The following is a 25,607-nucleotide window of genomic DNA, read 5'->3' as shown; positions in this document are numbered from 1 at the left end:
TTATGTTAAAAAAGCTTATACTTTTCGGAATTTTAACACTGTCGCTTTGTACACAGGCGCAAGAAGAAAAAATATTAAAACTTCCTAATTTTGACAAACCTCTTTTCCATTACGGATTTTACCTAGGTGGTAATAACAATGGTTATAAAATTGGCTATAAACCTAGCGGTTTTAGTAATGCTGAAATTGAAGTAACATCTTCTATAGGTTTTAATGTGGGGTTAATTGCAGATTTAAGATTGCACAATAATATTAATCTTCGCTTTGAACCTGGATTAATGTCTAATACCAAAACATTACGTTTTAATCATATTCCTGGTACTGAAAATGTGAATATTCGTGAAGTAGGAGCTACATTTTTGCACTTGCCTTTAATCTTCAAATTTAGTACAAATAGGCTTAATAATATAAGACCTTATGTTTTAGGAGGTGCGTCATACGATCATAATTTCTCTAGTAATGAGAGAAACAATGATGATAATTTTGCAGGTGAGTTTCGAACTACCACTAGTAATTTTATGTATGAAGTAGGAATCGGTGTCGATTTTTACTTAAGTTATTTCAAATTCTCTCCTTCAATAAGAGGGGTCTTTGCTATAAATAATGAGTTGGTAAGAGATAATAAAACGCCAAGTCAATGGACTGATCCTATCGATTTTTTAGGAACTAGAGGTGTATTTTTGCATCTTTCTTTTGAATAAAAAATAGTTTTATATCGTATATATAATTAAAAAGGCTTTCTAATTAGAAAGCCTTTTGTTTTTCAAAATAATAAGAAGTCCCCCGAAATCGTATTACTTTATACTTATTAAGACACTTTTTTTTGTCCTTAGTCACATTTATTTCAAAAAAAGACCGCAAAAAATGCGGTCTTATCTACATAAAGATTTCTCTTTATTATTAGATAGAAGTCCCCCGAAATCTATCGTACTGTTAAAAACATTGTTTTTAGCACTTTCAAAGATATAAAAAAATGATTAAGTTTTTCATTTTTTTATAACTATTTTATTGTCAACAACATCTTTTATTGGTAAAACAACTTTTCCTTCAGTTGTTTTTATAGTAACACATATATTATCTACGGCTATTACTACCCCTTCTACATCATTAGTAATAACATTCTCTCCTATAGCTATATTTCTTCTAGAATAATATCCAAAAAGAAGTCTCAAAACTATATCTCTAGCTCCCAAACCAAAAGCTATTGAAAAAGCAAGCAATATTGAAGCAATGAGTAAAGTCAAATTACTTTTAATTACAGATGTGTCCACACCTGCTTGGTCTAATGCAGTAATTGATAAAAAAACAACTATTAAATAGAAAGCTATATTTCCTACAAAATTACCTCCCGATATTTCAAAAGACTTGAACATCGATTGAATCGCTTTTTTTGCTACTGTACCTAAGTAAGCTCCAGTTACAAAAATACCTAGTGCCGTTAACAATTTTGGCAAGTAGGCAAAGAAACTTCTAATTCCTTCAGAAACTACCGATAAGTTGAACATCTCTGCTCCTATCATTACTGCAATAAAAATCAAAAACCATTTAAGCACACCTAAAATAACATTGGTAAGTACGATGTTAATGGTACTATTTCCAAAAATCTCTGTTTTTCTAAGCTTTTTAGACCACTCATCTATTTTTGTTTTTGCTAACGCTTTTCTTACGAGATATAGAAAAACTTTTATAATAAGCCAAGAAACAATTACAAATGCTAGAAAGCCTGCAACTATTGGTAAAGAATTTATAATTTCTTGAAATGCATTCTTAAACGGGCTAAGAATATCAATTTGTAAAATATTCATAATTAACAAATTATATTATACGTAATGTTTGGTTAATTTTTATTCTTGTTCATCCTCTTTTATACCTTTCACTTGTGCACCACCTCCTAATAAGTCTACAATCGCTGTAGGGTATTTAACCACGAACAAGTCGGCCATATCTAACGACAGCTTAATCATCGCCACGTCATCAAGTACTTTTTCTTTTAGTACTTTCGGTAACTCTTCGTTATGTAATATTTTTTTAAATGGATTATCCATAATTATTACAGTTCGTTATACGCTCTTACAACTTTCTCTTTGGCTCTTTTTAAACGCATTTTAACTGCGCTTTCACCTATATCTAACCCTAATGAAATATCTCTTATACTCATTTCATCTTGATATTTCATTAACAAAATCATTTTTTCCGAGGGAGAAATCATTTCAAGTGCCTTGGCAAGTTTATCTGACTTTAACTCGAATAAGGTAGTATCGTCAATTTCTTCTAAGTCTGAGTCTTCTTCTTTTATTTGATCGGTTACAACAGTAACTTTTTCTTTTCTTTTCTCTTTATTTCTTTGCACATAGTTTACGCAAAAATTGTATGTAAAAGAATATAACCAAGTAGAAAACTTAGACTTTCCCTTAAAAGTTCTCAATTTAACAAATAAACGAATAAAAACATCGTGGGTTAAATCTTGTGCTTCTTCTTTACTCGATGAAAAGCCGTAACACTTATTATAAACCAAACTAGCATAACGGTCATACAAAACAGCAAATAAATGAGTATCATTCTTCTCTACTATTTCACGAACCAAGTCTTCGTCGTTTAATTTTGTTACATCAATACTCTCCAAGGGGTAGTATAGTTAGTTCCTGTTATTATATAAAAGCTTAGACACTTAGTGTAGTTTGAGGGTCACTATTTTTAGTCTCTTTTAATTCAAATTTAACACTTTTTTAACTATTGAACGGGTTTGTCAAAAAATAAATTATTTTTTGTAACATTTTCTAACTTTATAACGTATAACTGTATGTAGATCGATTGATAAATTAAAATATATTGAAGTAGATGAGACAACTTAAAATTACAAAACAGGTTACCAATAGAGAAACCGCATCTTTAGATAAATATTTACAAGAAATTGGAAAAGTAGATTTAATTACTGCCGATGAAGAAGTAGAGTTGGCACAAAGAATTAAAGCTGGTGACCAAAGAGCTCTTGAAAAATTAACTAAGGCTAACCTTCGTTTTGTTGTATCGGTTGCAAAACAATACCAAAATCAAGGCTTAACATTGCCTGATTTAATTAATGAAGGAAATTTAGGATTAATCAAAGCTGCAAAACGTTTCGATGAAACTCGTGGTTTTAAGTTTATATCATACGCAGTGTGGTGGATTCGCCAATCTATCTTACAAGCGCTAGCAGAACAGTCTCGTATTGTACGCTTACCGTTAAACAAAATTGGTTCTATTAACAAGATTAACAAAATGTATGCTTTCTTAGAGCAAGAAAACGAACGCCCACCAAGTGCTGAAGAGATTGCTAAAAAGTTAGATATGACAGTTAACGATGTTAAAGAATCAATGAAAAACTCTGGTCGCCATGTATCTATGGACGCACCATTGATTGAAGGTGAAGATTCTAACTTATATGATGTATTAAATTCTGGCGAGTCACCTAATCCTGATAAAACATTATTACACGAATCGTTACGTATTGAGATTAATCGTGCTTTAGAAACCTTAACTCCTCGTGAGGCTGATGTAGTTAAATTATACTTTGGTTTGGGAGAACACCAACCTATGACTCTTGAAGAAATTGGAGAAACTTTCGATTTAACTCGTGAGCGTGTACGACAAATTAAAGAAAAAGCAATTCGAAGATTAAAACATACTTCTCGTAGTAAAATTTTAATGACTTATCTAGGTTAACAACATACACAGTAACAAATAGACACAAATAGCTATTTGTTGTTTGGTAAACGAATAAATAGAAAGTTCTCAAATTTGAGAGCTTTCTATTTGGTTTTAATACACTTGGTTTTAACTATATTTGCACCCTATAACAACACAACAACTTATATATTAATGAAAAAACTTGTAGCACCATCAATTTTAGCAGCAGACTTTGGCAACTTACAACGCGATGTTGAAATGGTTAACGACAGCCAAGCAGATTGGTTTCATATTGATATTATGGACGGTGTATTTGTACCCAATATCTCTTTTGGAATGCCTGTTTTAAAATCAATTACTACACATGCTAACAAAACTATTGATGTACATTTAATGATTATAGACCCAGACCGCTATATTCAAACTTTTGCTAACTTAGGTGCTGATATTTTAACAGTACATTACGAAGCTTGTACCCACTTACACAGAACTATTCAAGCTATAAAAGCTGCAGGAATGAAAGCAGGAGTGGCTTTAAATCCTCATACCCCAATTGCGGTTTTAGAAGATATTATTAAAGACTTGGACTTAGTTTGTATTATGAGCGTAAATCCGGGGTTTGGAGGGCAATCGTTTATTGAAAATACGTATAAGAAAATTCAACAACTAAAGAACTTGATTGAATTTAGCGAAGCTTCTACCTTGATTGAAATTGATGGTGGAGTAACCGATCAAAACGCTAACAAACTTATTGAAGTTGGTGCAGATGTATTGGTTGCTGGTAGCTTTGTTTTTAAGAGTGATAACCCTACCGAAACAATTTCAAACTTAAAAGAGATTATCAATTAAAAATTCTTAAAAATAATCCTATTTATTGCATATCTAGTCCTAAATAACCATTGCAGTTTTTATTAGAGCTAAAATTATTAAACCTTTCAAAAACACTTGTTTTCGAAAGGTTTTTTTTCATTTCTATTTTTTATTGTTTATGAATTTGGCGTAGACATATCAAAATAAAAAATTAACAAGCCAGCTAAAAATATTTAGTTACAACTAACCATAAAAAACCCGTTGAAATATCAACGGGTTTTTCTTTTATATCCATAGTCAAATCGTTATTTTTGTACATCATTATGCAGAATCTGCATAATACTATAAATTAATTACAAAAAACATATAAAATGAAAGTAACGGTTGTAGGAGCAGGTGCTGTAGGCGCGAGTTGTGCTGAGTACATTGCTATTAAAAATTTCGCTTCTGAAGTTGTTTTAGTCGATATTAAAGAAGGTTTTGCAGAAGGTAAAGCAATGGATTTAATGCAAACGGCTTCTCTAAATGGTTTCGATACTAAAATTACAGGAACTACAGGAGACTATAGCAAAACTGCGGGATCAGACATCTGTGTAATTACTTCAGGAATTGCTCGTAAACCAGGAATGTCTCGTGATGAGTTATTAGGAATAAATGCAGGAATTGTAAAATCGGTAGCTGCTAGTTTGGTTGAGCAATCTCCAAACACAATTATCATTGTAGTATCGAATCCGATGGATACTATGACGTATTTAGTACACAAAGCAACTGGATTACCTAAAAACAGAATTATTGGTATGGGTGGTGCATTAGATTCTGCTCGTTTTAAATACCGTTTGGCTGAAGCTTTAGGGGCTCCTATTTCTGATGTAGACGGAATGGTTATTGGTGGACACTCTGATAAAGGAATGGTACCGCTAACTCGTTTAGCTACTCGTAACTCTGTGCCTGTATCTGAATTCTTATCTGAAGAAAGAATAGAGCAAGTAAAGCAAGACACCAAAGTTGGTGGGGCTACCTTAACAGGATTGTTAGGTACTTCTGCTTGGTATGCTCCTGGTGCTGCAGTATCTGGATTAGTACAAGCTATTGCTTGTGACCAAAAGAAAATTTACCCTTGTTCTACTTTATTAGAAGGAGAATATGGTTTATCTGATTTATGTATTGGAGTTCCTGTTGTATTAGGAAAAGACGGAATAGAAAAAATCGTTGAGATAAACTTAAGCGAAGAAGAAAAAACTGCACTAACTGCTTCAGCAGAAGCTGTTAAAAACAATAATGCAGCATTAAATTCTTAAAAACTGTATATTTTTAAATCCTAGGTAAATTCATAGTACTTAGGATTTTTTTATAAAATTTTGTTAAAATTCAAAATATACTGTAAGACTATACCCAAATGAACGTCTTTATAATAGAGAAGCATTTGTAGTGTTTCTTATCATAGTTTTTCATAGCAATTTTCCCACTTCATTCTTGAAGTGGGTTTCTTTTTTTGTACTATAACGTCTGTTGCACTACTTCAAACAGTTCTCCTCCCTCGCATTTAATTACTTTTTGTTTAAACTTTACGATTAACTGATAATCGTGTGTAGCCATCAAAATTGTTTTTCCACTCTGATGAATTTCATTTAACAATTCCATCACCTCTAATGAGGTTTTAGGATCTAAGTTCCCTGTAGGCTCATCTGCTAAAATCAATTCAGGATCATTTAATAAAGCTCTGGCAATAGCAACTCGTTGCTGTTCACCTCCCGACAATTCAAATGTTTTTTTATAATATTTCTCCTTCATCCCCACCTTGTCTAAAACTTCGTGAATTTTATTTTTCATTTCTGTTTTATCTTTCCAGCCAGTAGCTCTTAATACAAACTCTAAATTCTCAAAAACATTCCTATCGTTTAATAATTTAAAATCCTGAAAAACAATTCCTAGTTTTCTTCTTAAAAACGGAATGTCTTTTTCTTTCATTTTCTTTAAATCAAAATCAACGATACTTCCCAATCCGCGTTGTAATCGTATATCACCATACAAGGTTTTTAACAAACTACTTTTTCCGCTTCCCGTTTTTCCTATCAAATAATAAAAATCACCTTTATGCAACGTAAAATTTACTTTTGATAGCACCAGATTATCTTGTTGATAAATATCTGCGTTTTCAAGATGTAAAACAGGATTTTCCATGGAGTATAGTTTTTTACAAATCTAAAATTTTATAACGTAATTCTGTAACATTTCTTACTTTTGGTAAAAAGTCTCCCAACAAAAATAAAAAACGAACGTTATAGTTTCTAGATAACTAAAAAATATGAGATTTAACTGTTTTCAAAAAAACTGCTACTTATTTCTTTTTTTAAGCATTGCTACATCGGCAATAGCGCAAGAGTCGGCCGTAAACAATGATAGAAACGCAAATTTTCACAAAGCCATACGCCTATACAACAATAAAGCCTATGCTGCATCTCAAGAACTCTTTCGTAACGTTTCCTCAAATACTGAAAAACATCATAATTTAAAAGCAGATGCCGATTATTACGACGCTATGTGCGCTATAAAGTTGGAACAAGATGATGCTGACTACAGAGTGAATGATTTTGTTGAAAATTATCCCTATAACAATAAAAAAGAAAAGGCATTTTTAACCGTAGGTAATTACTATTTTGCCAATAGAAAAGCAGCTCACGCCCTAAAATGGTATCAAAAAGTAAATGAAAAACTATTGAGTACAGAAGAAAAAAATGAGCTCAATTACAAAATGGGGTATGCACTCTTAGTTTCTAACTATTTAAAAGATGCCAAATCGCGATTTAAAACCTTATTAGGAAATCCTATTTTTGGTAACGACGCCCGCTATTACTACGGATATATTGCTTACAAACAAGAAAACTTTGGTGAAGCAGAAGACAACTTAAGTCAGCTAGCCAATGATGCCACCTACCAAGCAAAGGCAAACTATTATATTTTAGACATTAGTTTTAAAGCAGGTAGATTTGATAAGTCTATTCAAATTGGAGAACAATTGTTGGCTACTACCAAAGACAAAAAAGAAATTTCGGAAATTTCTAAAATTGTGGGTGAAAGTTATTTCAACCTTAAAAAATACGAAAAAGCAATTCCGTATTTAGAAGCTTATCAAGGAAAAAATGGTCGTTGGACAAATACCGACTACTACTATTTGGGCTATGCTTTTTATCAGCAAAAAAATTACGAATCTGCCATTGGTAATTTTAATAAAATTATTGATGGAAATAACGAAGTAGCTCAAAATGCATATTACCACCTAGCTGAATGTTACTTAATGCAAGATAAAAAGCTTGAAGCTTTAAATGCTTTTAAAAATGCTAGTGAAATGGATTATGATGCTGATATCACTCAGAGCGCTTCACTAAACTATGCTAAATTGAGTTATGAAGAAGGCAACCCGTACAAAAGCGTTCCTGAAGTATTAAAAGAGTTTTTAGTTAAATACCCTGCTTCGCCAAACGCTACAGAGATTAGTAATTTGTTAGTTACCTCGTACCTACATCAGAAAGACTATCAAGGTGCTTTAGACTTTTTAACCACTTCTGAAATACCAGAAAGCAAAAACATGGTTCATGAAGTTTCTTTATACAGAGGTATTCAGTTATTTAATGAAAATAAGATTACCGACGCAAAACCATACTTTATAAAAGCCAAAGAATCGGAAAATGATACAATACGTAGCAAAGGTGCGTATTGGCTAGCTGAAACAGCCTACTTGTTAGGCGATTATCAAAATGCACTCGAAAATTTCTTATCTGTATCTAACAAAGAAATTAGTGAAGCTACAATGTTAAATTATCAGTTAGGATACACCAATTTCAAATTAAAAAGTTATCCGAATGCCGCAAAACACTTTCTACAATTCTTAGAGCAAAATCTTGACGACAACGATTTAAACGATGATGCCTCAAACCGCTTAGGAGATTCTTTTTATGCCTCTAAAAGCTATGCAAATGCCATAAAAGCATACAACAAAGTGATTGAAGAAGGTGGAATTGGAGCAGATTATGCACAATATCAAACTGCCATGAGCAATGGTTTTTTAGGTAAAAACGATGTGAAAATTAACAATCTTGAAACCCTCATTAGCGACTACAACGACTCTCAATTAAAAGACGATGCTTTATTCCAATTAGCAACTACCTATACAACTTTAAACAAAACCTCAAAAGCACAAAAAGTTTATGACCGCTTATTAACAAAACACCCAGAGAGTAATTATGTGCCAAGTGTGCTATTACGCCAAGGGTTACTGTACTACAGTAATAATCAAAATAGCAAAGCCATTCAAAAATATAAAGACGTAGTTGCAAAACATCCTAATTCGAATGAAGCAAGACAAGCTGTTACCAATCTTAAAAATGTATATATCGACTTAGGAAAAGTAGACGAATACGCTGCTTGGGTTCAAAATGTAAGTTTTGCCAATGTTACCAACGAAGAATTAGACAACGCCACGTATCAGTCGGCTGAAAATAAGTTTTTAGAAAATAACAACACCAAGGCTATAGAAGGCTTCAATAAGTATTTACAAGAATTTCCGAAAGGAATCAACCTATTAAAAGCACACTTTTATTTGGGGCAAGCGTATGCAAACACCAAATCATTCAATAAAGCAATTCCGCATTACGATTATGTAGCAAAGCAAAATAAAAGTGAGTTTACCGAAGAGGCATTAACAAAACTTGCCAATATATACCTTCAAAAAGAAAATTGGACTCTTGGAATGGCGGTTTTAAAACAGTTGGAAAAAGAAGCCAACTATCCGCAAAACATCATTTTTGCACAAAGCAACTTAATGAAAGGGTATTATAAAAAAGAAGATTATACTAATGCGATTGCCTGCGCTGAAAAAGTTTTGAGCACAGGAAAGGTAGATACTACTATTGCAGAAGATGCAAAAATTATTTTAGCACGTTCTTCATTTAAAAACAACGACTTTCCTACCGCAGAAGAATACTTTAACGAAGTAAGTAGAAAAGCAACTGGCGAACTAAAAGCGGAATGTTTGTATTACAATGCTTTTTTCTTACATGAAAACAAAGAATACGAATACTCAAACAAAGCAGTTCAAGACTTAATTGCCAATTACTCGTCATACAAGTATTGGGGTGTGAAAAGCTACATTATAATGGCCAAAAATTATTATGCCTTAAAAGATGCCTACCAAGCAACCTACATCTTAGAAAATATTATTAAAAACTTTACGCAATATAAAGATGTAATAGAAGAAGCCAAAAATGAGCTTCGTAGCATTAAAAACAAAGAAGCAAAAACAAACGAATCAGTAACTACCCAAAACTAAATTTGTGATTAACAAACGAAAGTTAAATGATTAGAACGATGAAAAAGCACTTAAGTTTACTTGTTTTATTTGTAGCAGTATTTACCAATGCACAAAATAAAAATGCCACTAGTAAAGCAAAAGACACCATTATAAAAACAGAAGTTGTAAACGTAGTAACTTCTTATGTTCCAAAAATTACTGATGCCTTTAAAATAAAACAAAAGCCAATAATTGAACACACGAAAGAAACTCAGAAAAAAGCTTTAGAGTACCAAATATTTTCGGTACCAGTAGCCTCTACCTTTATTCCTAAAAGTGGTGCTATGAAAAAAATTGATTTAGGAAAAAGAGAAAGACTATACCCTAACTATGTATCGATTGGTTTTGGAAATACCATCTCGCCTATGGTTGAAGCTTACGTAAGACGCAACGAAAGTTATGATAGTGAATTGGGTGTTTATCTAAGTTTTTTAGGCTCTTTAGACCCCGTTGAAAACACAGCGTTAAGCAGTACTTTTTACAATATAGATTTAAACTTATTTTATACTCAGCAAGAACGTTATTTTCAATGGACCGTTGGTTTAGATGCTGAAAAAGACAAGTACAACTGGTATGGATTACCCGAAAATATTACGTTTACCGATGCTACTGTAAGCGCTATTGAAGAAGCCCAAAGCTACAACCATTTTAAAGTATTCGGAAATATAAAACCCGATGACTCTTTTTTAGAGGAAGCTAACGGGGTAGTTTCTTTCTTTTCCGACTCCTTTGAAAGTGCCGAATTTTTAGTGGATGGTAATGCTCAATTTCGATTTCCTTTAGATAATTTATACCGTGAATTAAACGATATATACCTAAACACTACTCTTAATTATATAGGAGGCAGTTTTGCCTATGCGTATGATGCCATTACCCCTGTAGATTACAAGTTCATAACATTCGGTGTGCATCCAACCTACAAATTCAATGTACAAGATTTAGCTATTCAATTAGGAGCTAAAAGTTACTTTTCAATGGATGCAGAAAACAGCGAGAATAATTTTTTTATCTATCCTAATGTAGAGGTTTCTTACCCTATAGTAAAAGAACTTGCAAATATATTTATCGGAGCTTCTGGAGATCTAACTACGAATATGTATCAATCTTTTACAGATGACATCCCATACCTCTCTCCTACTCTTGACATGCGTCAAACTCATAAAAAATATGATGCTTTTGCAGGAATTAGAGGAAAATTAAATCACCAATTTAGTTACAACTTTAAAGCCAGTTATGCTGATACTGAAAACCATCCATTTTTTGTACTAAATCAATCAAAATCTGACGGTACCAACATCGCTGGGACTAACGGATTTACGTTCTACGGATATGAATATGGAAACTCATTTAAAGTAGTGTATGATGACATCCAACTAATAACCTTTTTTGGTGAAGTTGCTTTTGATGGTATTAAAAACTTAACCGTTGGAGCCAATGCACAGTTTAATAAATTTACATTAACCAACGAGTTAGAACCATGGAATGTACCAAAGATAAAAGGTGAAGTTTTTGCAACTTATAAAACTACTAAATGGTATGCAGGCACCAATCTTTACTTTGTAGGAAATCGTAAAGCGAGAATTTATGATACACTACTTACTGATACGTATACTACAACTGACTTAAAAAGTTATTTTGATGTAAATTTTAATGGTGGATATCATTTTGACGATTCTTTTTCGGTCTTTTTAAACCTCAACAATGTGCTAAATAACAGCTACCAACGATTCAATAATTTTAATGTACAAGGGTTTCAAGCAATGGGAGGTTTAACTTGGAAGTTTGACTCCTTATTTTAACATCTGTAGCTATTTTTTAGTTTTTCATAAAACATCTTAAAATAGATTATCGTTCGTCACTAAACCTGTGCGAAATTCACCCATTACTCATCTTATATGATTTATGGTTTATTATTTCGCATTTAGGCTTATTGTCTCTTCGAGTAAAATTAGTTGAAATGAAATGGAAATAATTTTGTGTCGAGAAGTAATAGCAAGGTTCTCGATACAATTTCTAAATCATTATCATTCTTAAAAATCACTCGAACTGACTGTATACGAGAAAATTATTCGTATAAGCTATTGATTTTAGCTAGTCGAAATAACATTCTGCATAAAGTTTAAGATGATTTACAAACCTGTGTTAACCTATTTTACCATGACTTTGTAAGAAACTAAGGCGTTTCTCGTTTCTAGTATTTTAGTGATATAATCTTTAAAATCTGCATATTCTTCTACCGTTATATCTTGTATTGGTGTGCGTGCTTCAGTCGTAACCTTTAAGGCGTTTTGATTCAACAATTCATAAGACACATTGTATTCATGCGCTTTGTAGCTGAAACTTGAATTTTCAGGAACATCCTGAAAAACTTCATTTTCACCTAGTTTAACAATAACTACTTCTTTATAACTATCAGAATTTTCATATTTTTTGTAGTCTATTGGATACGAGCGCTCTTCCACCTCAATAATCGAAGAATTATAAGGATTTGTAAAATGAGGTATCGCAAAAGTCTGTAATTTTCCAATTTTACTAACTGGAATAGGCATCGTAAGTTTTGTTGTATTACTTATTGTTCCTTGCTCTTTCTTAAAGTCTACGTCTTTAAGTTCTACAAATTTTACCTTCTCACTAGCTCTCTCATTAATTTCTTCTTGTATAGCATCTTTCAATACCTGTCCTTTTTTATTTGTTAAAGCATCAATATAGTAAGAAGCCAAACTTCCTGTAACTTTTGAAGTAAGTTCAATATCTGATGAAGGCTTTTTTAATAAAATCTCAGCAGTACTTTCAAAAGAAGTTTCCATCCTTAATACATTATGAAGCTTGAACAATTCTGAAGTAAAATTATCTGAGCTATCAAAAGGAATTTCTAAACCTGTTGCATCTCTCAAAGAAGTAGGCAATGCTCTAAACGGAAGGTATTTATCTGTTAGCTCTAAGAACTGTTCTTTTCCATCTAACTTTACCTTTACAATACAATGATTAAAATCGGTGCTAGGTAAAATCAATTCATCTTTACCATAGTCTGATGTAAGAATCAATACCATTCTAGTATCTAAATCTGCCAACTTTCCTAAAACTAAAAATAGTGATGAAAAATCTTTACAATCTCCTAATTTAGTTGTGATAGTTTTAGACGGTTTTTGCGGAACATATCCGCCTTGTCTAAAACTTACATGGCTATAATTCAGAGTATCGGTTATGTAATAATAAATCTTTTTTGCTCTTTCTGTTTCAGTAAGTTGTTTATGTCCTTTCGGAAAAATTTTTTGATAGGTATCTTTTACAATTTGATCTGTTCTTAACTGCTTTCTTACAATATCTGAATACCAAGTAGCAATGGCATTCCAATCTTTAATAGAGCTAATATGCAGTCGAGTTACAACATCGTTATATTCTGGCATATAATCTTCTGCCACTGGAATACCTTTAGCATCAGAAATTTCCCATTGATGTACGTAATAATCTCCTCTTTTTACCTTCGAGTACTTGAGTTCTCCGTTCTTAATAACATGCGTTACTTCTTTTTCAGGCGTTAAATAACGATATACATTTTTTACTACTGGATGGTAGCCAGGAAAACTACGCGTTAACACATGATCTTTATAAAACCTACCATTGCTAGAGTACTTAGCTTCGTAATGAATATAAACAACATCGCCAATAGCCAAATCATGAAACACTAAATTAGAACCATTTTTATCAGCAGGAATCGTTTCTCCAGAAGGTTTTACAATTTCAGATTTGGTTATCATATAATACCCCGACAATCCTAAATCGTACTCTTTAAAAATATCGATCCCATTCTGTGAGGTGATTTCATATATAAGTGTAGTGTGGTACTCTGCACCTCCTCTTTCATACCCCAATACATTAGTTTGCTCTAACAATGTATTAAGTCCGTAATTATTATCCTTTACCGTTTTTCTATTTTCTTTAATATAGGCATACGGATCTTTTAAATCGAACTCATTTAACGGATTTTCAATTTTCTTAAGATCGTTAATTTTTTCACGTAATTTGTTTTGAGAAGTACTTCTACTCAACGCCTTCTCATACAATTTTACTGCCTCTTGTTTTTTTCCTAGCTGCTCATAAACATCTCCTTTTAATTTGGTAAACAAGTAAGAATTAGGATAATTCTCTAAGGCTTTTTCAATATACGGTAGCGATCTTTTATACTGGCTAGTATCATGTAATAAATTAATTACCCAATATTGAAAATCGTTATCAAAATCAAATCGCTTCAATTCGTCTAAATACAAATTTAAAGCATCTTCCATTCTATTCTGTTTCTTATAATAATAGACTAGATTGTTAAGAATTTGTGTATTAAATTCAGCTTTATGAAACTTCTCCAACACCTTTATAGTAGCTTCAGCATCTTCAAAAACAGAAGCATAAAACCCTGCAAAAATAGGTTTTACCTTAGACGGTATGGTTTCATCTTCTAAAAACTTATCCAATATATTTCTGATCTTATTTTTATCATTTCTTCTCATGTAAATTAACAGGTCAGAAGCAGTTTTCATATAAGAATAATCAACAGAATTAGCTATTTCTTTCATTTTAGCTTCATAGGCTTCAATATCTAACTTTGCCAACTCTTTAAAATTTTCATATTCATACATGTAAGACATATAATAAGAAGGGTCTTTTAACTTCATGTTATTTTTTATCTTTTCCATAGAAGTATTTTCTCCTATAAGTTGATAACATCTAAGCTGGCATAATTTAATAAGAGAACTTTCTGGATACTTAGCTGCCCATTCATTTGCCAAGGCCAATGCTTCATTAATCTTACCGTTTCTATAATACGTATTAAACAAAGAGTATGTTGTTAAGTTAACGTCTGCTTCTTTTGAACTAAGCTTATTTTTAAAAAACACCTCTACACTGTGATTCACAGGTTTAGGGTTTAGTTGATTTGCAGTACATTTTACATAATTTCTATCATCAAATGAAATTGTATAGTTTGTTAATGGCTGATTTTTAACATCTTCTAAACGTACAATAAAATACGGAACACCACTTTTTGTCGCTTGTTTTAACAAAACTCTATTAATTCCTTTTTGAAGAGTAACCTCTACCGTAAAAGCGTCTAACTCTGTGAAATAATTTTCATCATCTTCTAATATCAGCACATCGTTTAACCACACGCGAGTCAATCCTTTTTTGCCAAGCTTTAATTGAATACGTTGTTCTATTGGAGAAACAATAAATGTTTGTGCATAATGAACTCCCGTACCATACTCAGAATGATTGGTAAAAAAATTATACACCTCATTACTTGCTTTTGATTTATACCACTTGGCATCTCCATTGCTTTGAGCATCAAAAATCACCTCATCAGAAACCTCTCCTTCTGGCGGATAAGGCATGTCTATACCACTCGAATTTAGGTTTTCAAAAACACCACAAAATTCCCAATCGGTTACGGCATTAATTTTTTGCATTTGGGCATTGTATTCATCCCATTCACGAATATATCGTTTCCCTATTGCCTGAATATATTTAAGTCCACTTTTTATAGTTGTATTTGGCACTTTTTCTGCATCTAACACTAGTATATTTTCTACCTCAGCAGCATTGAAACCCTTATCTAAATATTCTGTAAAAAAATAGGGCTGTGTCCAATGAGAAAACATATAATTTTCAAAGTGCTTATAATTGGTAATCTCTTTTAAAAATTTAGGATCTCTTTTCGTCATTCCATTCTCTACTCTTACCACTTCGCTTAAAATTAAATTCTCCAAATCATTGGTAACCTCTAATTTTTCAACTAACTTAAGAGCTTCTACTCGATTATTTTTTAAAAGTGCTTCCCAAACTTTAGCATTTTTTTGTGCAAAAACAGAGGATGTAAACACAACCATCCCTACACAGAATAGTATATTCTTCAATTTTAAATTCTTTAAGTAATACATGAGATTTATAGCTTTTTTTACTATCTCAAAATTACACTTTTATAACGAAATATGCTAATACAAAAACAGAATAGCCTTTTTTTACCCACAATTTTATGTAGCTTTATAGCCATAAACGATATAATTACATGAAAAAACTACTCTTTTTATTACTTACAAGCATTGTTTTTTTTGCTTGTAAAACAGAAAACAAAAAAGTTGTAACTGCTTCAAAAACCCAAATAGAAGCCAGCTACAAACAAGACTCTGTAGAAATAAAAAAACTTTTCAACACCGCACTTACCGAAGGTAAATCGTACGAGTGGTTGCGTGATTTAACCCAAAACATTGGAAGCCGTTTGTCGGGATCTGAAGGAGCGGAAAAAGCAGTCGTTTGGGGAGAAAAACTTATGAAAGAAGTGGGCTTAGACTCTGTTTGGCTACAACCTATAATGGTGCCCCATTGGGTTCGTGGAGAAAAAGAAAAGGCACATTATGAATTTGAAGGAAAAAAAATAATCGTGCCTATTTGTGCGTTGGGAGGCTCTATTGCCACCCCCGCTAACGGAATAACAGCAGAAGTTATTGAAGTTAAAAATATCGAAGAAGCCAAAAACCTAGGCGATAAAGCCAACGGAAAAATTGTATTCTTTAACGGCGCTTTTGACAATACACTCATCAACACATTTCGTGCTTACGGTGGTTGTGTAGCACAGCGATTTGCTGGTGCTGCAACCGTGGGTAAGTTTGGGGCAAAAGGAGTAATTGTACGTTCTATGACCAATGGAATTGACGATTATCCACACACTGGATCTATGGGATATCTCGATATTCCTAAAGAAGAGTACATTCCTGCTGCTGCAATTAGTTCACGCGCTGCCGAAAACTTAAGCAAACACTTACAAGAAAAACCAAACCTGCAATTCTACTTTAAACAAAGCTGTAAAAATTTGCCCGACGCTCCTTCACACAATGTCGTAGGAGAAATAAAAGGAAGTGAATTTCCTGATAAAATTATGGTCATCGGCGGACATTTAGACTCGTGGGATTTAGGCGATGGCGCTCACGATGATGGTACGGGCATCGTACAATCGTTAGAAGTTGCTTATTTATTAAAGAAAAATAACATCCAACCCAAAAACACCATTCGAATTGTATTTTTTATGAATGAAGAAAACGGTTTGCGTGGAGCTACTGAATACGCACGTTTGGCAAAAGAAAATGGAGAATTGCATATCGGAGCCTTAGAATCGGATGCTGGAGGTCATACGCCAAGAGGTTTCTCTATCGATGCAAATGACAAAAATTTACAATTAGTAAAAAATTGGAAGAAACTGCTCGCTCCTTACGGATTACACGACATTGCTGCTGGAGGAAGTGGAGCCGACATTGGTCCGTTAAAAGACGACCACGTTACTTTGGTAGGTTATCGCCCAGATTCTCAACGTTATTTTGACTATCACCATGCTGCAACTGATACCTTTGACAAGGTGAATAAACGTGAGTTAGAATTGGGTAGTGCATCTATGGCTAGTATCGTATATTTAATGGATAAGTATTTATACAATGATGAAACTTTAAAGCATTAAAATCTAACACAAGGTGAGTAACAACTTGAACAAAGAATATTTTAAAACAAAAAGAAAACATGAAGAAGGACTCACGAAAGAAAAACTTACTTTAAGAAAAATCATTCCTAATTTATTTATTGTTCTCGTCTTAGTTTTCTTATACAGTATTTTTAATAATTATTTATCTAAAAAAATTGAACAAAACAAAAAAGAGGATAAGACTCACTTACAGAAACCAACCTTAAAACCTTAATTATGAAATATCTTGTACTACTTTTAAAAGTTGCCTTTGCCGTATTTTTAATCTTTGGCGGATTCAACCACTTTTATAAACCTGAGTTTTACAACGGGTTTATTCCCGATTTTTTACCAAAACTAGCGGTTAATTATATTTTCGGAGCGATCGAATTATTATTAGGTTTAGGTCTATTTATTAAAGGGTATGAGAAAAAATCAGCCTATGGTATTTTCTTATTAATGATTGCTTTTTTGCCCATTCATATTTGGGATGCTTTAAAAGAATTTCCAGCAATAGGTTCAAAAACAGCAGCGTATATTAGAATTATATTTCAATTATTATTCATCACTTGGGCTTGGTTTATTTACAAAAAGCAACAATAGTTCGTTAAAAAAAAGAAACAAAACCATGAAAAAAACACTATTATACCTATTCGCTTTTAGCATACTATTTTCATGCAACCCAAAAGAAAAAGTAGATGCTATTGTAATAAACGCCAATGTATACACCGTTAATTCTAATTTTGACAAAGTAACAAGCTTTGCGGTAAAAGACGGAACATTTGTGGCGGTAGGAAGCAATGAAGAAATACAAGAAAAATACATGGCATCAAACATTATTGATGCTAAGAATAAGCCCATATACCCAGGATTTATCGATGCTCATTGCCATTTTTACGGACTCGGATTGCAACAGCAAAAAGTAGACTTGGTGGGAACTAAAAGCTACGACGAAGTTCTACAGCGTTTGGTTAGTTTTCAAAAAGAAAAAAATACCAACTACATTACAGGTCGTGGTTGGGATCAAAACGATTGGGAGATTAAAGAATTTCCAACCAAAGAAAAGTTAGACAGCATTTTTCCTGATACACCTGTTGCGATTAGAAGAATTGACGGACATGCTATGTTAGTCAATCAAGCAGCTATTGATTTAGCAGGAATTACATCGGACTCAAAAATTGAAGGAGGAGAATTTCTGAATAAAGACGGAGAACTTACAGGGGTACTCATAGATAATGCCATGAATTTTATCAACGTACCCAAACCCTCCAAAACAGCACAAATTCAGGCATTAAAAGATGCTGAAAAAACCTGCTTCGACTTAGGATTAACTACTGTTGACGATGCTGGATTAAATAAAGAGGTAATTGAGTTAATTGATAGTTTACAACAAGCTGGCGATTTAAAAATGCGTGTATATGCCATGATTTCAAACAATCAAAAAAACCTTGACTATTACCTTAATAAAGGCATTATAAAAACCGACAGACTACACGTTCGTTCTGTTAAAGTATATGCCGATGGCGCCTTAGGTTCAAGAGGAGCTGCTTTAAAAGATGAATATGCCGATAAAAAAGGACATTTTGGTGCCTTGGTAAACTCGTATGATAACTTACAAGAACTCGCTAAAAGAATAGCCGCATCTAACTATCAAATGAACACACATGCTATTGGCGATTCAGCTAATTATGTAATGCTTAAAACGTATCACAAGGTGTTAAAGAACAAAAAAGACAGACGTTGGCGCATCGAACATGCCCAAATTGTTGATGCAAACGATTTCGACCTCTTTAAAAATGTACTTCCTTCGATTCAACCCACACATGCCACTTCCGATATGTATTGGGCAGAAGATCGTGTTGGTTCAGAAAGAATTAAAGGAGCCTACGCTTATAACGATTTGTTACAACAATACGGAAAAGTAGCTTTGGGTACCGATTTTCCTGTAGAAAGTGTCAACCCTCTCTATACCTTCTATGCGGCAACTATTCGAAAAGATTTAAAAGGATATCCAGCAAATGGATATCAAACAGAAAACGCACTCTCGAGAGAAGATGCTTTAAAAGGAATGACGATATGGAATGCCTATTCAAATTTTGAAGAAAACGAAAAAGGAAGTATCGAAGTTGGTAAAGTTGCCGATTTTATTATGTTAGACAAAGACATTATGACAATCGACGGAAAAGAAATTCCAACTACAAAGGTCTTAGCAACTTTTGTAAATGGAGAAAAAGTAAAATAACCTACCCTGATGCAAACATATTTGGAATTTAAAAAAATTATTGAATAATTTCAAGTCAATCCATTATAAGTCAAACTATTAAGTGTAAAATTATGATTACAATGCATCTTTTTACACTTTTTTTTGTCTACTATACAAACCTTTTAAAACAAATATTATGAAAAATCAATGTACCTGTACCTGTGAAGCATGTAAAACAGGCGACTGCTCAAATTGTACTTGTGAAAACTGTACATGCAGCAATTGTAATTGTTAAGAAATTAACTAAAACAGAAATTATTCGTAACTTTATAAGAGTAATTTCTGTTTTTTTAATAAGAATCTCGATGACAACGCAACGAGTTTGGACAAAACATGCTGACGATATAAAGTATTTTATTTTAAGCAAAGTAAAAGACACAACTATTGCCGACGACCTCTTGCAAGAAACATTTATAAAAATTCACACCAAACTCCATACACTCAAAGACAGCACCAAGCTAAAACCATGGATTTTTTCAATTGCACGCCATACCGTAATAAATTACTTTAGGCAAACAAATCAACCATTAGAACTACACGCTTTTGAAACCCAAACAGAAATTGAAGAGTGTACACATACCGAAAAAGATTGCCTTCATGCAATCTTAAAAAACCTACCCAAGAAATATAGAGACCCCCTTTTTTTATCAGACATAAAAGGACTAAAACAACAAGAAGTTGCGAACCACTTACAGCAAACTTTGCCTACCACAAAATCGCAAATACAACGTGCGCGAAAATTAATTGCCCAAGGCTTTATAAATTGCTGTGGCTTTGTTTTAAATGAAGAGGGAAAGTTGGTAGGCGAAATAAAAGACAAAGAAGATTGCAAGGTTTGTAGGTAATTAACCTGTTAACGTTCATAATAAAATCATCTTCAGTTTTACACTAGTACTCATGAACTCAAATCTTACAGCACAAGTAAAATAATACTCTTTAAACCGAATTATACAAATAAAAAAATAGAACCATTTATTTTTAAAACTTTTGTAATTTTGTGTAAAATCAACACTAAATGAAGATATCACAAAACATAAAAGTTGCCGTAGATGCTGTTGTTTTTGGCTACCAACAAAAAGAACTTTCTGTTTTACTTATAAAAAGAGGTGTAAATCCCTTTAAAGGAAGTTGGGCGCTACCTGGTGGACTGGTTTTAGAAAATGAATCTCTCGAAGATGCCGTTGAGAGAGAATTGCGAGAAGAAACAGGAGTAACTATCGATTATCTAGAACAATTATACACTTTTGGAACACCAGGAAGAGACCCCAGAAACAGAGTCGTTGCTGTAACCTATTTTGGACTCGTAAGTCCGAATCATTTTAAAATAAGTGCCAACACAGATGCCGATGAAGTACAGTGGTTTCCTATTCATAAACTCCCTGAACTGGCATTCGACCATGCGACAATTTTAGATACCGGATTAAAAAGACTCCAAAACAAAATCAATTATCAACCCATTGGTTTTGAACTGTTGAACAATGAATTTCCTTTTTCTGATTTAGAAAATTTGTATCAAACCATTTTAAATCAAAAAATTGATCGTAGAAACTTTAGAAAGAAAATTCTAAGTTTTGGAATACTCACTGAAACAAACAAAATTCACCAACCTTCTAGCGGCAGACCTGCGAAGCTTTTCAAGTTCAATGCTCAAAAATATAAAGAGCTAGAAGAAAGCGGATTCCACTTCGAAATAAAGTTTGCGTAAAAAAAACACAAAAATATTTTTACAACTCTAAATATTTTTTATATTTGCGTTAAAATTACGCAATATGCTTTTAAATTTAGATTCACAATTCACTCCTTACGGCACAGAAAATACGATTGAATTTACTTCTTTTACTTTTTCAGGAGGCGAACCTCATATAAAAATCAGTACCGATCTAAAAAACACCCATGAAGTAACCATTACCCATCGTATTCAATCGTTTCATGATATGGGTATGCTATTTTTAGCTACCAACGCACTCAGAAACATGGACGTAAAAACATTACATGTAGTACTCCCTTATTTTCCAGCGGCACGCCAAGACCGATTGATGGTTTCAGGAGAACCCTTATCGGTAAAAGTATATACGGAATTAATGAATGCACAGCAGTACGCATCGGTAACCATTTTCGATCCACATTCAGAGGTTGCCCCTGCCCTATTGAATAACTGCAAGGTCATTAACAATCATAGCTTCATAAAAAAAGTTACGCAACAACTTTCTGAAGATGTTGTACTGATTGCTCCCGATGGTGGCGCTTTAAAAAAGATATACAAAGTAGCCAACTATCTACAAAAGCATGAAGTCGTTGAATGCTCAAAAAGTAGAAACGTAACAACAGGACAACTCACAGGCTTTAAAGTATATGCAGACGATTTGCAAGGAAAAGATTGTTTGATTGTAGATGATATTTGCGATGGTGGAGGTACTTTTTTAGGCTTAGCCAAAGCCTTAAAAGCCAAAAACGCTGGCAACTTGTATCTAACAGTAAGCCATGGAATTTTTAGCAAAGGTTTTACAGAATTAGAAAAGCAGTTTACTAAAATTTTTACCACCGATAGTTTTAAAACAATTGAAAATGCACATTGTGTGCAGATACCTTTAGAAGAATTATTAAGAAAATGAAACTAAAAACCACGCTATATAAAGAACAATTAAAAAAATGGCCTGAAAAAGGGCAGCACATCATGGCGCAATATGATGAAGAAAAAGTGATTGTTTATCAATCGTACCGTCCGGCTATTGGGAATTTTGCTATGAACAACCAATACTTTGGAGGTCCTTTTAAATACACTAGAATGACTTGGATAAAACCCAACTTTTTATGGATGATGTACAGAAATGGATGGGGAACAAAAGAGGAACAAGAAGTCGTTTTGGCAATCCATTTAAAAAGAAGGGCTTTTGAACGCTACTTAAACCAAGCTGTGTATTCCAGTTTTCAAAAAGACATGTATGAAAATTGGGATGCTTGGCAAAAAGATGTTAAAAATTCTGACATTCGTTTGCAATGGGACCCCGATCACGACCCGTATGGAACTAAATTGGAAAGAAGAGCCATACAAATAGGTATTAGAAATAAAGAAATTATTCAGTACGCAACGGAAGATATTCTGGAAATAGAAGATATTTCAAGTTTTGTAAAAGAACAACACCAACACGTTTTAAACAAACGGTTGGATCTTTTAATGATTCCTGATGAAAAGCCTTATATGTCATCTAATAAAGAAGTGAATAAAAAACTAAAAATAACGACCCATGAGTTATGATAATAACACTATCACTGCAACATTTCTAGGACTGGCAATTGCCGATGCTTTAGGTGTTCCTGTTGAATTTAAAGATAGAGAGACTCTAAAACTCAATCCTGTTAAAGACATGAGAGCTTTTGGTACGCACTATCAACCCAAAGGAACTTGGTCTGATGATAGTTCACTAACCTTCTGTTTGGCTGAAAGTTTATGTAATGGTTATGATTTAAAAGATATCTCATCAAAATTTATCCAATGGATGAATGCAGAAATATGGACTCCACATGGAAGTGTTTTCGATATTGGAATCCAAACAAGAAAAGCCATTGAGCAACTTATTGATATCATCAATAAAAAAGATTATAAAGAGTTAGAGCTTTTAAAGTACTCTGACGATGAATACACAAATGGCAATGGTTCTTTAATGAGAATTATTCCCCTACTTTTTTTCATAAAGAATAAAAGCATACATGAACAGTTCGATATTATTTGGCACGTTTCATCTTTAACACATCCTCATATTAGAGCCGCCATAGCATGCCTAATCTATTTAAAGTTTGGAGAATACATTTTAAAAGGAGAAACTATTCAAGTCTCATATAAAAAAATGAAAATTGAAGTTACAAAGTTTTTAAAGGAGAGAAAAATATCTGAGTATGAACAAAAATACTTTTCGAGAATTCTAAGCCACGACATACAAAATCTTAAAGAAGACGAGATTCAATCTGGAGGATATGTAGTGCATACTTTAGAAGCTTCTTTATGGTGTTTATTAACTTCTTCTAGTTATAAAGAAGTCGTTTTAAAAGCAGTGAATTTAGGAAATGACACAGATACTACCGCAACTGTAGTTGGTGCCATTGCAGGTATGCATTACGGTATAGAAAGCATTCCAAAAGAATGGATAGAATCGTTGGCGAAAAAAGAAGACATTATTCTTTTAAATCAACAATTCGCAAAAAAATACAGTCATGAAAATTAACCTTATAAAAGGAGATATCACCAAATTCAAAGTAGACGCTATTGTCAATGCGGCGAATTCAAGCTTATTGGGAGGTAGTGGAGTCGATGGGGCTATACACAGAGCCGGTGGTCCTGCTATTTTAGAAGCCTGTCAACACATCAGAAATAAGCAAGGTTCCTGTAAGGTAGGAGAAGTAGTCATCTCCACAGCAGGAAATTTACCCGCTAAAAAAGTAATACACACAGTTGGTCCTGTCTACCAAATTGGGAAAAACAATGAAAAAGAAAAAGAATTATTAGCAAACTGTTATCAGAACAGTATGTTACTTGCGAAGGAAAATGGTTTAACATCTATTGCCTTTCCAAACATTAGCACCGGAATTTATCGTTTTCCTAAGCAAGTAGCCGCTGAAATTGCCATTATAACAGTACAAAACAACCCCATTTTAGAAGAGGTAAATTTTGTTTGTTTTGATGAAGAAAACCATACTATTTATAAAAAACTATTAAGTAATGAATAACATAAATTATATAAAAGGAGATGCCACACAACCCAAACAGAATGGTAATAAAATTATTGTTCATGTTTGTAATGATATAGGGGGTTGGGGAAAAGGCTTTGTAATGGCTATATCTAAACGCTGGAAAACTCCTGAACAAGCTTATCGTAATTGGCATGCCTCACAAGAAAACTTTCATTTAGGTGAGGTTCAATTTGTTCAGGTAGAAAAAGAACTTTGGGTTGCTAATATCATCGGTCAACATAAAATCAGGAAAGATGAAAACGGAAAACCACCAATACGCTATAACGCTATACAACTAGGATTGGAAAAAGTTTACCATAAAGCAATAGAGTTAAACGCTTCCGTGCACATGCCAAGAATTGGTTGTGGGTTAGCTGGTGGTACTTGGAACAACATAGCACCTTTAATTATGAAAGAATTAACCGATAAAAATGTAACAACAACCGTTTACGATTTTGAATAAAATAACAAACCACCTCTCGAGGCAAGACTCTAAAAACTAAACCCTTGACTATCAACCTAAGATTAAAATTATGAAAGAAAAAGACATCAAAAGAATTAGTAAATTTTTAAGTTTGATATTAAGACATCAACCTGAAAAAATTGGGTTAGCATTAGACTCAAATGGATGGGTCTCGACGAAAGAACTAATAGAAAAATCTGAAAACAACGGAGTTACTTTCTCGAAAGAAACTCTAGAATTTGTTGTAACATCTAATGATAAACAACGTTTTGCTTTTAATGAAGACAAAACAAAAATAAGAGCCAATCAAGGACATTCTTTAAAAAACGTAACAATCGTAACAGAAACAAAGATTCCTCCTCTATTTTTGTACCATGGAACCGTTGCTAAATTCCTTCCTTCAATAAAAGAAAATGGATTGCAAAAAATGAGCAGGCAACATGTTCATTTAAGCACGAATAAAGAAACCGCTATAAAAGTAGGAAGTCGACGTGGAACACCCATTATTTTAGTCGTTCGCTCAGGAGAAATGCACCAACAAGGATATGTATTTTATCTTTCAGATAATGGCGTTTGGTTAACAGACAACGTTCCTGCTAAATTTGTTGAACTAAAAAATAGTTTATGATGAAAAAAGAATTAAAAGAACTTATTCTAAGTAAAATAAATAATAAGAAATCTCATAAGAATAAAATAACTTTTCTAACTGGAGCTGGTATTTCCGCTGAAAGTGGAATCCCCACTTATAGAGGTACGTATGGGATATGGATAAAAGGAAGTAAATTTTACAAACCTGAATCTTTTGGTACTTTTGAACATTTTTTCTAAAAATATA

23 protein-coding genes are annotated in these 25,607 nt (G+C 33.0%); 18 read left to right on the top strand and 5 right to left on the bottom strand.

Annotated elements, in window-relative coordinates; all coding sequences use genetic code 11:
• The first annotated feature begins 2 nt into the window (after window positions 1-2).
• A complete protein-coding gene (porT, locus tag P8625_RS14825; RefSeq protein ID WP_279651213.1) occupies window positions 3-701 on the top strand; it encodes a type IX secretion/gliding motility protein PorT/SprT in 699 nt (232 codons plus the stop codon).
• A gap of 285 nt (window positions 702-986) precedes the next feature.
• Here porT and P8625_RS14820 read toward each other — a convergent pair whose 3' ends face one another.
• The 3 genes from P8625_RS14820 to P8625_RS14810 are packed head-to-tail and all read right to left on the bottom strand — an operon-like array spanning window position 987 to window position 2,623.
• Window positions 987-1,805 (bottom strand): mechanosensitive ion channel family protein, encoded by an 819-nt coding sequence (locus P8625_RS14820; RefSeq protein WP_279651212.1) that lies wholly within the window; start codon window positions 1,803-1,805, stop codon window positions 987-989.
• Between the two features lie 39 nt (window positions 1,806-1,844).
• A complete protein-coding gene (locus tag P8625_RS14815; RefSeq protein WP_279651211.1) occupies window positions 1,845-2,045 on the bottom strand; it encodes a hypothetical protein in 201 nt (66 codons plus the stop codon).
• Window positions 2,046-2,050: 5 nt separating this feature from the next.
• The gene (locus tag P8625_RS14810) at window positions 2,051-2,623 is read right to left on the bottom strand and encodes an RNA polymerase sigma factor (protein WP_279651210.1); all 573 of its coding nucleotides are present in this window, start codon (window positions 2,621-2,623) and stop codon (window positions 2,051-2,053) included.
• Between the two features lie 215 nt (window positions 2,624-2,838).
• On the opposite strand from P8625_RS14810, the gene P8625_RS14805 reads away from it, so the two are divergent.
• The 3 genes from P8625_RS14805 to mdh all read left to right on the top strand — a co-directional run bounded on the left by P8625_RS14805 (window position 2,839) and on the right by mdh (window position 5,774).
• Complete coding sequence (locus P8625_RS14805) at window positions 2,839-3,702, top strand: sigma-70 family RNA polymerase sigma factor (RefSeq protein WP_028891227.1); 864 nt, start codon at window positions 2,839-2,841, stop codon at window positions 3,700-3,702.
• A gap of 156 nt (window positions 3,703-3,858) precedes the next feature.
• On the top strand, window positions 3,859-4,515 hold the full coding sequence (gene rpe / locus P8625_RS14800) for a ribulose-phosphate 3-epimerase (RefSeq protein ID WP_279651209.1): 657 nt from the start codon (window positions 3,859-3,861) through the stop codon (window positions 4,513-4,515).
• A gap of 332 nt (window positions 4,516-4,847) precedes the next feature.
• Window positions 4,848-5,774 carry a malate dehydrogenase gene (mdh, locus tag P8625_RS14795; protein WP_279651208.1) on the top strand — a complete coding sequence of 309 codons (927 nt, stop codon included), beginning with the start codon at window positions 4,848-4,850 and terminating at the stop codon, window positions 5,772-5,774.
• A 199-nt stretch (window positions 5,775-5,973) separates the two neighbouring features.
• On the opposite strand, the gene P8625_RS14790 is transcribed toward mdh, so the two are convergent.
• Entirely contained in the window at window positions 5,974-6,657 is a 684-nt protein-coding gene (locus P8625_RS14790; protein ID WP_279651207.1) for a cell division ATP-binding protein FtsE, read from the bottom strand.
• Between the two features lie 124 nt (window positions 6,658-6,781).
• Here P8625_RS14790 and P8625_RS14785 point away from each other — a divergent pair, with 124 nt between their 5' ends.
• Window positions 6,782-9,802, top strand: a complete 3,021-nt coding sequence (locus P8625_RS14785; protein WP_279651206.1) for a tetratricopeptide repeat protein — start codon at window positions 6,782-6,784, stop codon at window positions 9,800-9,802.
• A gap of 38 nt (window positions 9,803-9,840) precedes the next feature.
• Window positions 9,841-11,622, top strand: coding sequence for a TonB-dependent receptor (locus P8625_RS14780; protein ID WP_279651205.1), 1,782 nt, complete (start codon window positions 9,841-9,843; stop codon window positions 11,620-11,622).
• Window positions 11,623-11,970: 348 nt separating this feature from the next.
• Here P8625_RS14780 and P8625_RS14775 read toward each other — a convergent pair whose 3' ends face one another.
• A complete protein-coding gene (locus tag P8625_RS14775; RefSeq protein ID WP_279651204.1) occupies window positions 11,971-15,729 on the bottom strand; it encodes a transglutaminase domain-containing protein in 3,759 nt (1,252 codons plus the stop codon).
• 152 nt (window positions 15,730-15,881) lie between these two features.
• On the opposite strand from P8625_RS14775, the gene P8625_RS14770 reads away from it, so the two are divergent.
• The 12 genes from P8625_RS14770 to P8625_RS14715 all read left to right on the top strand — a co-directional run bounded on the left by P8625_RS14770 (window position 15,882) and on the right by P8625_RS14715 (window position 25,600).
• A complete protein-coding gene (locus tag P8625_RS14770; protein ID WP_279651203.1) occupies window positions 15,882-17,321 on the top strand; it encodes a M20/M25/M40 family metallo-hydrolase in 1,440 nt (479 codons plus the stop codon).
• Window positions 17,322-17,558: 237 nt separating this feature from the next.
• Entirely contained in the window at window positions 17,559-17,924 is a 366-nt protein-coding gene (locus tag P8625_RS14765; protein WP_279651202.1) for a hypothetical protein, read from the top strand.
• Window positions 17,925-17,949: 25 nt separating this feature from the next.
• Window positions 17,950-19,563, top strand: coding sequence for an amidohydrolase (locus P8625_RS14760; RefSeq protein ID WP_279651201.1), 1,614 nt, complete (start codon window positions 17,950-17,952; stop codon window positions 19,561-19,563).
• A 326-nt stretch (window positions 19,564-19,889) separates the two neighbouring features.
• Complete coding sequence (locus P8625_RS14755) at window positions 19,890-20,429, top strand: sigma-70 family RNA polymerase sigma factor (protein WP_279652973.1); 540 nt, start codon at window positions 19,890-19,892, stop codon at window positions 20,427-20,429.
• Window positions 20,430-20,599: 170 nt separating this feature from the next.
• Window positions 20,600-21,289 carry an NUDIX domain-containing protein gene (locus P8625_RS14750; RefSeq protein WP_279651200.1) on the top strand — a complete coding sequence of 230 codons (690 nt, stop codon included), beginning with the start codon at window positions 20,600-20,602 and terminating at the stop codon, window positions 21,287-21,289.
• A gap of 64 nt (window positions 21,290-21,353) precedes the next feature.
• On the top strand, window positions 21,354-22,196 hold the full coding sequence (prs, locus tag P8625_RS14745; protein WP_279651199.1) for a ribose-phosphate diphosphokinase: 843 nt from the start codon (window positions 21,354-21,356) through the stop codon (window positions 22,194-22,196).
• Complete coding sequence (locus P8625_RS14740) at window positions 22,193-22,840, top strand: DUF4291 domain-containing protein (protein ID WP_279651198.1); 648 nt, start codon at window positions 22,193-22,195, stop codon at window positions 22,838-22,840. The genes prs and P8625_RS14740 overlap by 4 nt, the downstream gene beginning before the upstream one ends.
• Window positions 22,830-23,804 (top strand): ADP-ribosylglycohydrolase family protein, encoded by a 975-nt coding sequence (locus tag P8625_RS14735; RefSeq protein WP_279651197.1) that lies wholly within the window; start codon window positions 22,830-22,832, stop codon window positions 23,802-23,804. The genes P8625_RS14740 and P8625_RS14735 overlap by 11 nt, the downstream gene beginning before the upstream one ends.
• On the top strand, window positions 23,794-24,306 hold the full coding sequence (locus tag P8625_RS14730; protein ID WP_279651196.1) for an O-acetyl-ADP-ribose deacetylase: 513 nt from the start codon (window positions 23,794-23,796) through the stop codon (window positions 24,304-24,306). Before P8625_RS14735 ends, P8625_RS14730 begins: the two co-directional genes overlap by 11 nt.
• Window positions 24,299-24,772, top strand: coding sequence for a macro domain-containing protein (locus P8625_RS14725; RefSeq protein WP_279651195.1), 474 nt, complete (start codon window positions 24,299-24,301; stop codon window positions 24,770-24,772). Before P8625_RS14730 ends, P8625_RS14725 begins: the two co-directional genes overlap by 8 nt.
• A gap of 70 nt (window positions 24,773-24,842) precedes the next feature.
• Window positions 24,843-25,400: an RNA 2'-phosphotransferase gene (locus P8625_RS14720; RefSeq protein WP_279651194.1), complete on the top strand. Its 558-nt coding sequence runs from the start codon at window positions 24,843-24,845 to the stop codon at window positions 25,398-25,400.
• Window positions 25,397-25,600, top strand: a complete 204-nt coding sequence (locus tag P8625_RS14715; RefSeq protein WP_279651193.1) for a Sir2 family NAD-dependent protein deacetylase — start codon at window positions 25,397-25,399, stop codon at window positions 25,598-25,600. The genes P8625_RS14720 and P8625_RS14715 overlap by 4 nt, the downstream gene beginning before the upstream one ends.
• Window positions 25,601-25,607 lie beyond the last annotated feature (7 nt).

It is taken from the genome of Tenacibaculum tangerinum (assembly GCF_029853675.1).
GTDB lineage: Bacteria > Bacteroidota > Bacteroidia > Flavobacteriales > Flavobacteriaceae > Polaribacter > Polaribacter tangerinum_A.
The sequence above is the reverse complement of the archived record's forward strand: the minus strand, read 5'-3'. Positions and strand labels throughout refer to the sequence as shown.

What these genes read in the sequence shown, in the direction of transcription:
- porT (WP_279651213.1), top strand. Translation starts at nt 3, where the DNA reads ATGTTAAAAAAGCTTATACTTTTCGGAATTTTAACACTGTCGCTTTGT.
- P8625_RS14820 (WP_279651212.1), bottom strand. Translation starts at nt 1,805, where the DNA reads ATGAATATTTTACAAATTGATATTCTTAGCCCGTTTAAGAATGCATTT.
- P8625_RS14815 (WP_279651211.1), bottom strand. Translation starts at nt 2,045, where the DNA reads ATGGATAATCCATTTAAAAAAATATTACATAACGAAGAGTTACCGAAA.
- P8625_RS14805 (WP_028891227.1), top strand. Translation starts at nt 2,839, where the DNA reads ATGAGACAACTTAAAATTACAAAACAGGTTACCAATAGAGAAACCGCA.
- rpe (WP_279651209.1), top strand. Translation starts at nt 3,859, where the DNA reads ATGAAAAAACTTGTAGCACCATCAATTTTAGCAGCAGACTTTGGCAAC.
- mdh (WP_279651208.1), top strand. Translation starts at nt 4,848, where the DNA reads ATGAAAGTAACGGTTGTAGGAGCAGGTGCTGTAGGCGCGAGTTGTGCT.
- P8625_RS14790 (WP_279651207.1), bottom strand. Translation starts at nt 6,657, where the DNA reads ATGGAAAATCCTGTTTTACATCTTGAAAACGCAGATATTTATCAACAA.
- P8625_RS14785 (WP_279651206.1), top strand. Translation starts at nt 6,782, where the DNA reads ATGAGATTTAACTGTTTTCAAAAAAACTGCTACTTATTTCTTTTTTTA.
- P8625_RS14780 (WP_279651205.1), top strand. Translation starts at nt 9,841, where the DNA reads ATGAAAAAGCACTTAAGTTTACTTGTTTTATTTGTAGCAGTATTTACC.
- P8625_RS14770 (WP_279651203.1), top strand. Translation starts at nt 15,882, where the DNA reads ATGAAAAAACTACTCTTTTTATTACTTACAAGCATTGTTTTTTTTGCT.
- P8625_RS14765 (WP_279651202.1), top strand. Translation starts at nt 17,559, where the DNA reads ATGAAATATCTTGTACTACTTTTAAAAGTTGCCTTTGCCGTATTTTTA.
- P8625_RS14760 (WP_279651201.1), top strand. Translation starts at nt 17,950, where the DNA reads ATGAAAAAAACACTATTATACCTATTCGCTTTTAGCATACTATTTTCA.
- P8625_RS14755 (WP_279652973.1), top strand. Translation starts at nt 19,890, where the DNA reads ATGACAACGCAACGAGTTTGGACAAAACATGCTGACGATATAAAGTAT.
- P8625_RS14750 (WP_279651200.1), top strand. Translation starts at nt 20,600, where the DNA reads ATGAAGATATCACAAAACATAAAAGTTGCCGTAGATGCTGTTGTTTTT.
- prs (WP_279651199.1), top strand. Translation starts at nt 21,354, where the DNA reads ATGCTTTTAAATTTAGATTCACAATTCACTCCTTACGGCACAGAAAAT.
- P8625_RS14740 (WP_279651198.1), top strand. Translation starts at nt 22,193, where the DNA reads ATGAAACTAAAAACCACGCTATATAAAGAACAATTAAAAAAATGGCCT.
- P8625_RS14735 (WP_279651197.1), top strand. Translation starts at nt 22,830, where the DNA reads ATGAGTTATGATAATAACACTATCACTGCAACATTTCTAGGACTGGCA.
- P8625_RS14730 (WP_279651196.1), top strand. Translation starts at nt 23,794, where the DNA reads ATGAAAATTAACCTTATAAAAGGAGATATCACCAAATTCAAAGTAGAC.
- P8625_RS14725 (WP_279651195.1), top strand. Translation starts at nt 24,299, where the DNA reads ATGAATAACATAAATTATATAAAAGGAGATGCCACACAACCCAAACAG.
- P8625_RS14720 (WP_279651194.1), top strand. Translation starts at nt 24,843, where the DNA reads ATGAAAGAAAAAGACATCAAAAGAATTAGTAAATTTTTAAGTTTGATA.
- P8625_RS14715 (WP_279651193.1), top strand. Translation starts at nt 25,397, where the DNA reads ATGATGAAAAAAGAATTAAAAGAACTTATTCTAAGTAAAATAAATAAT.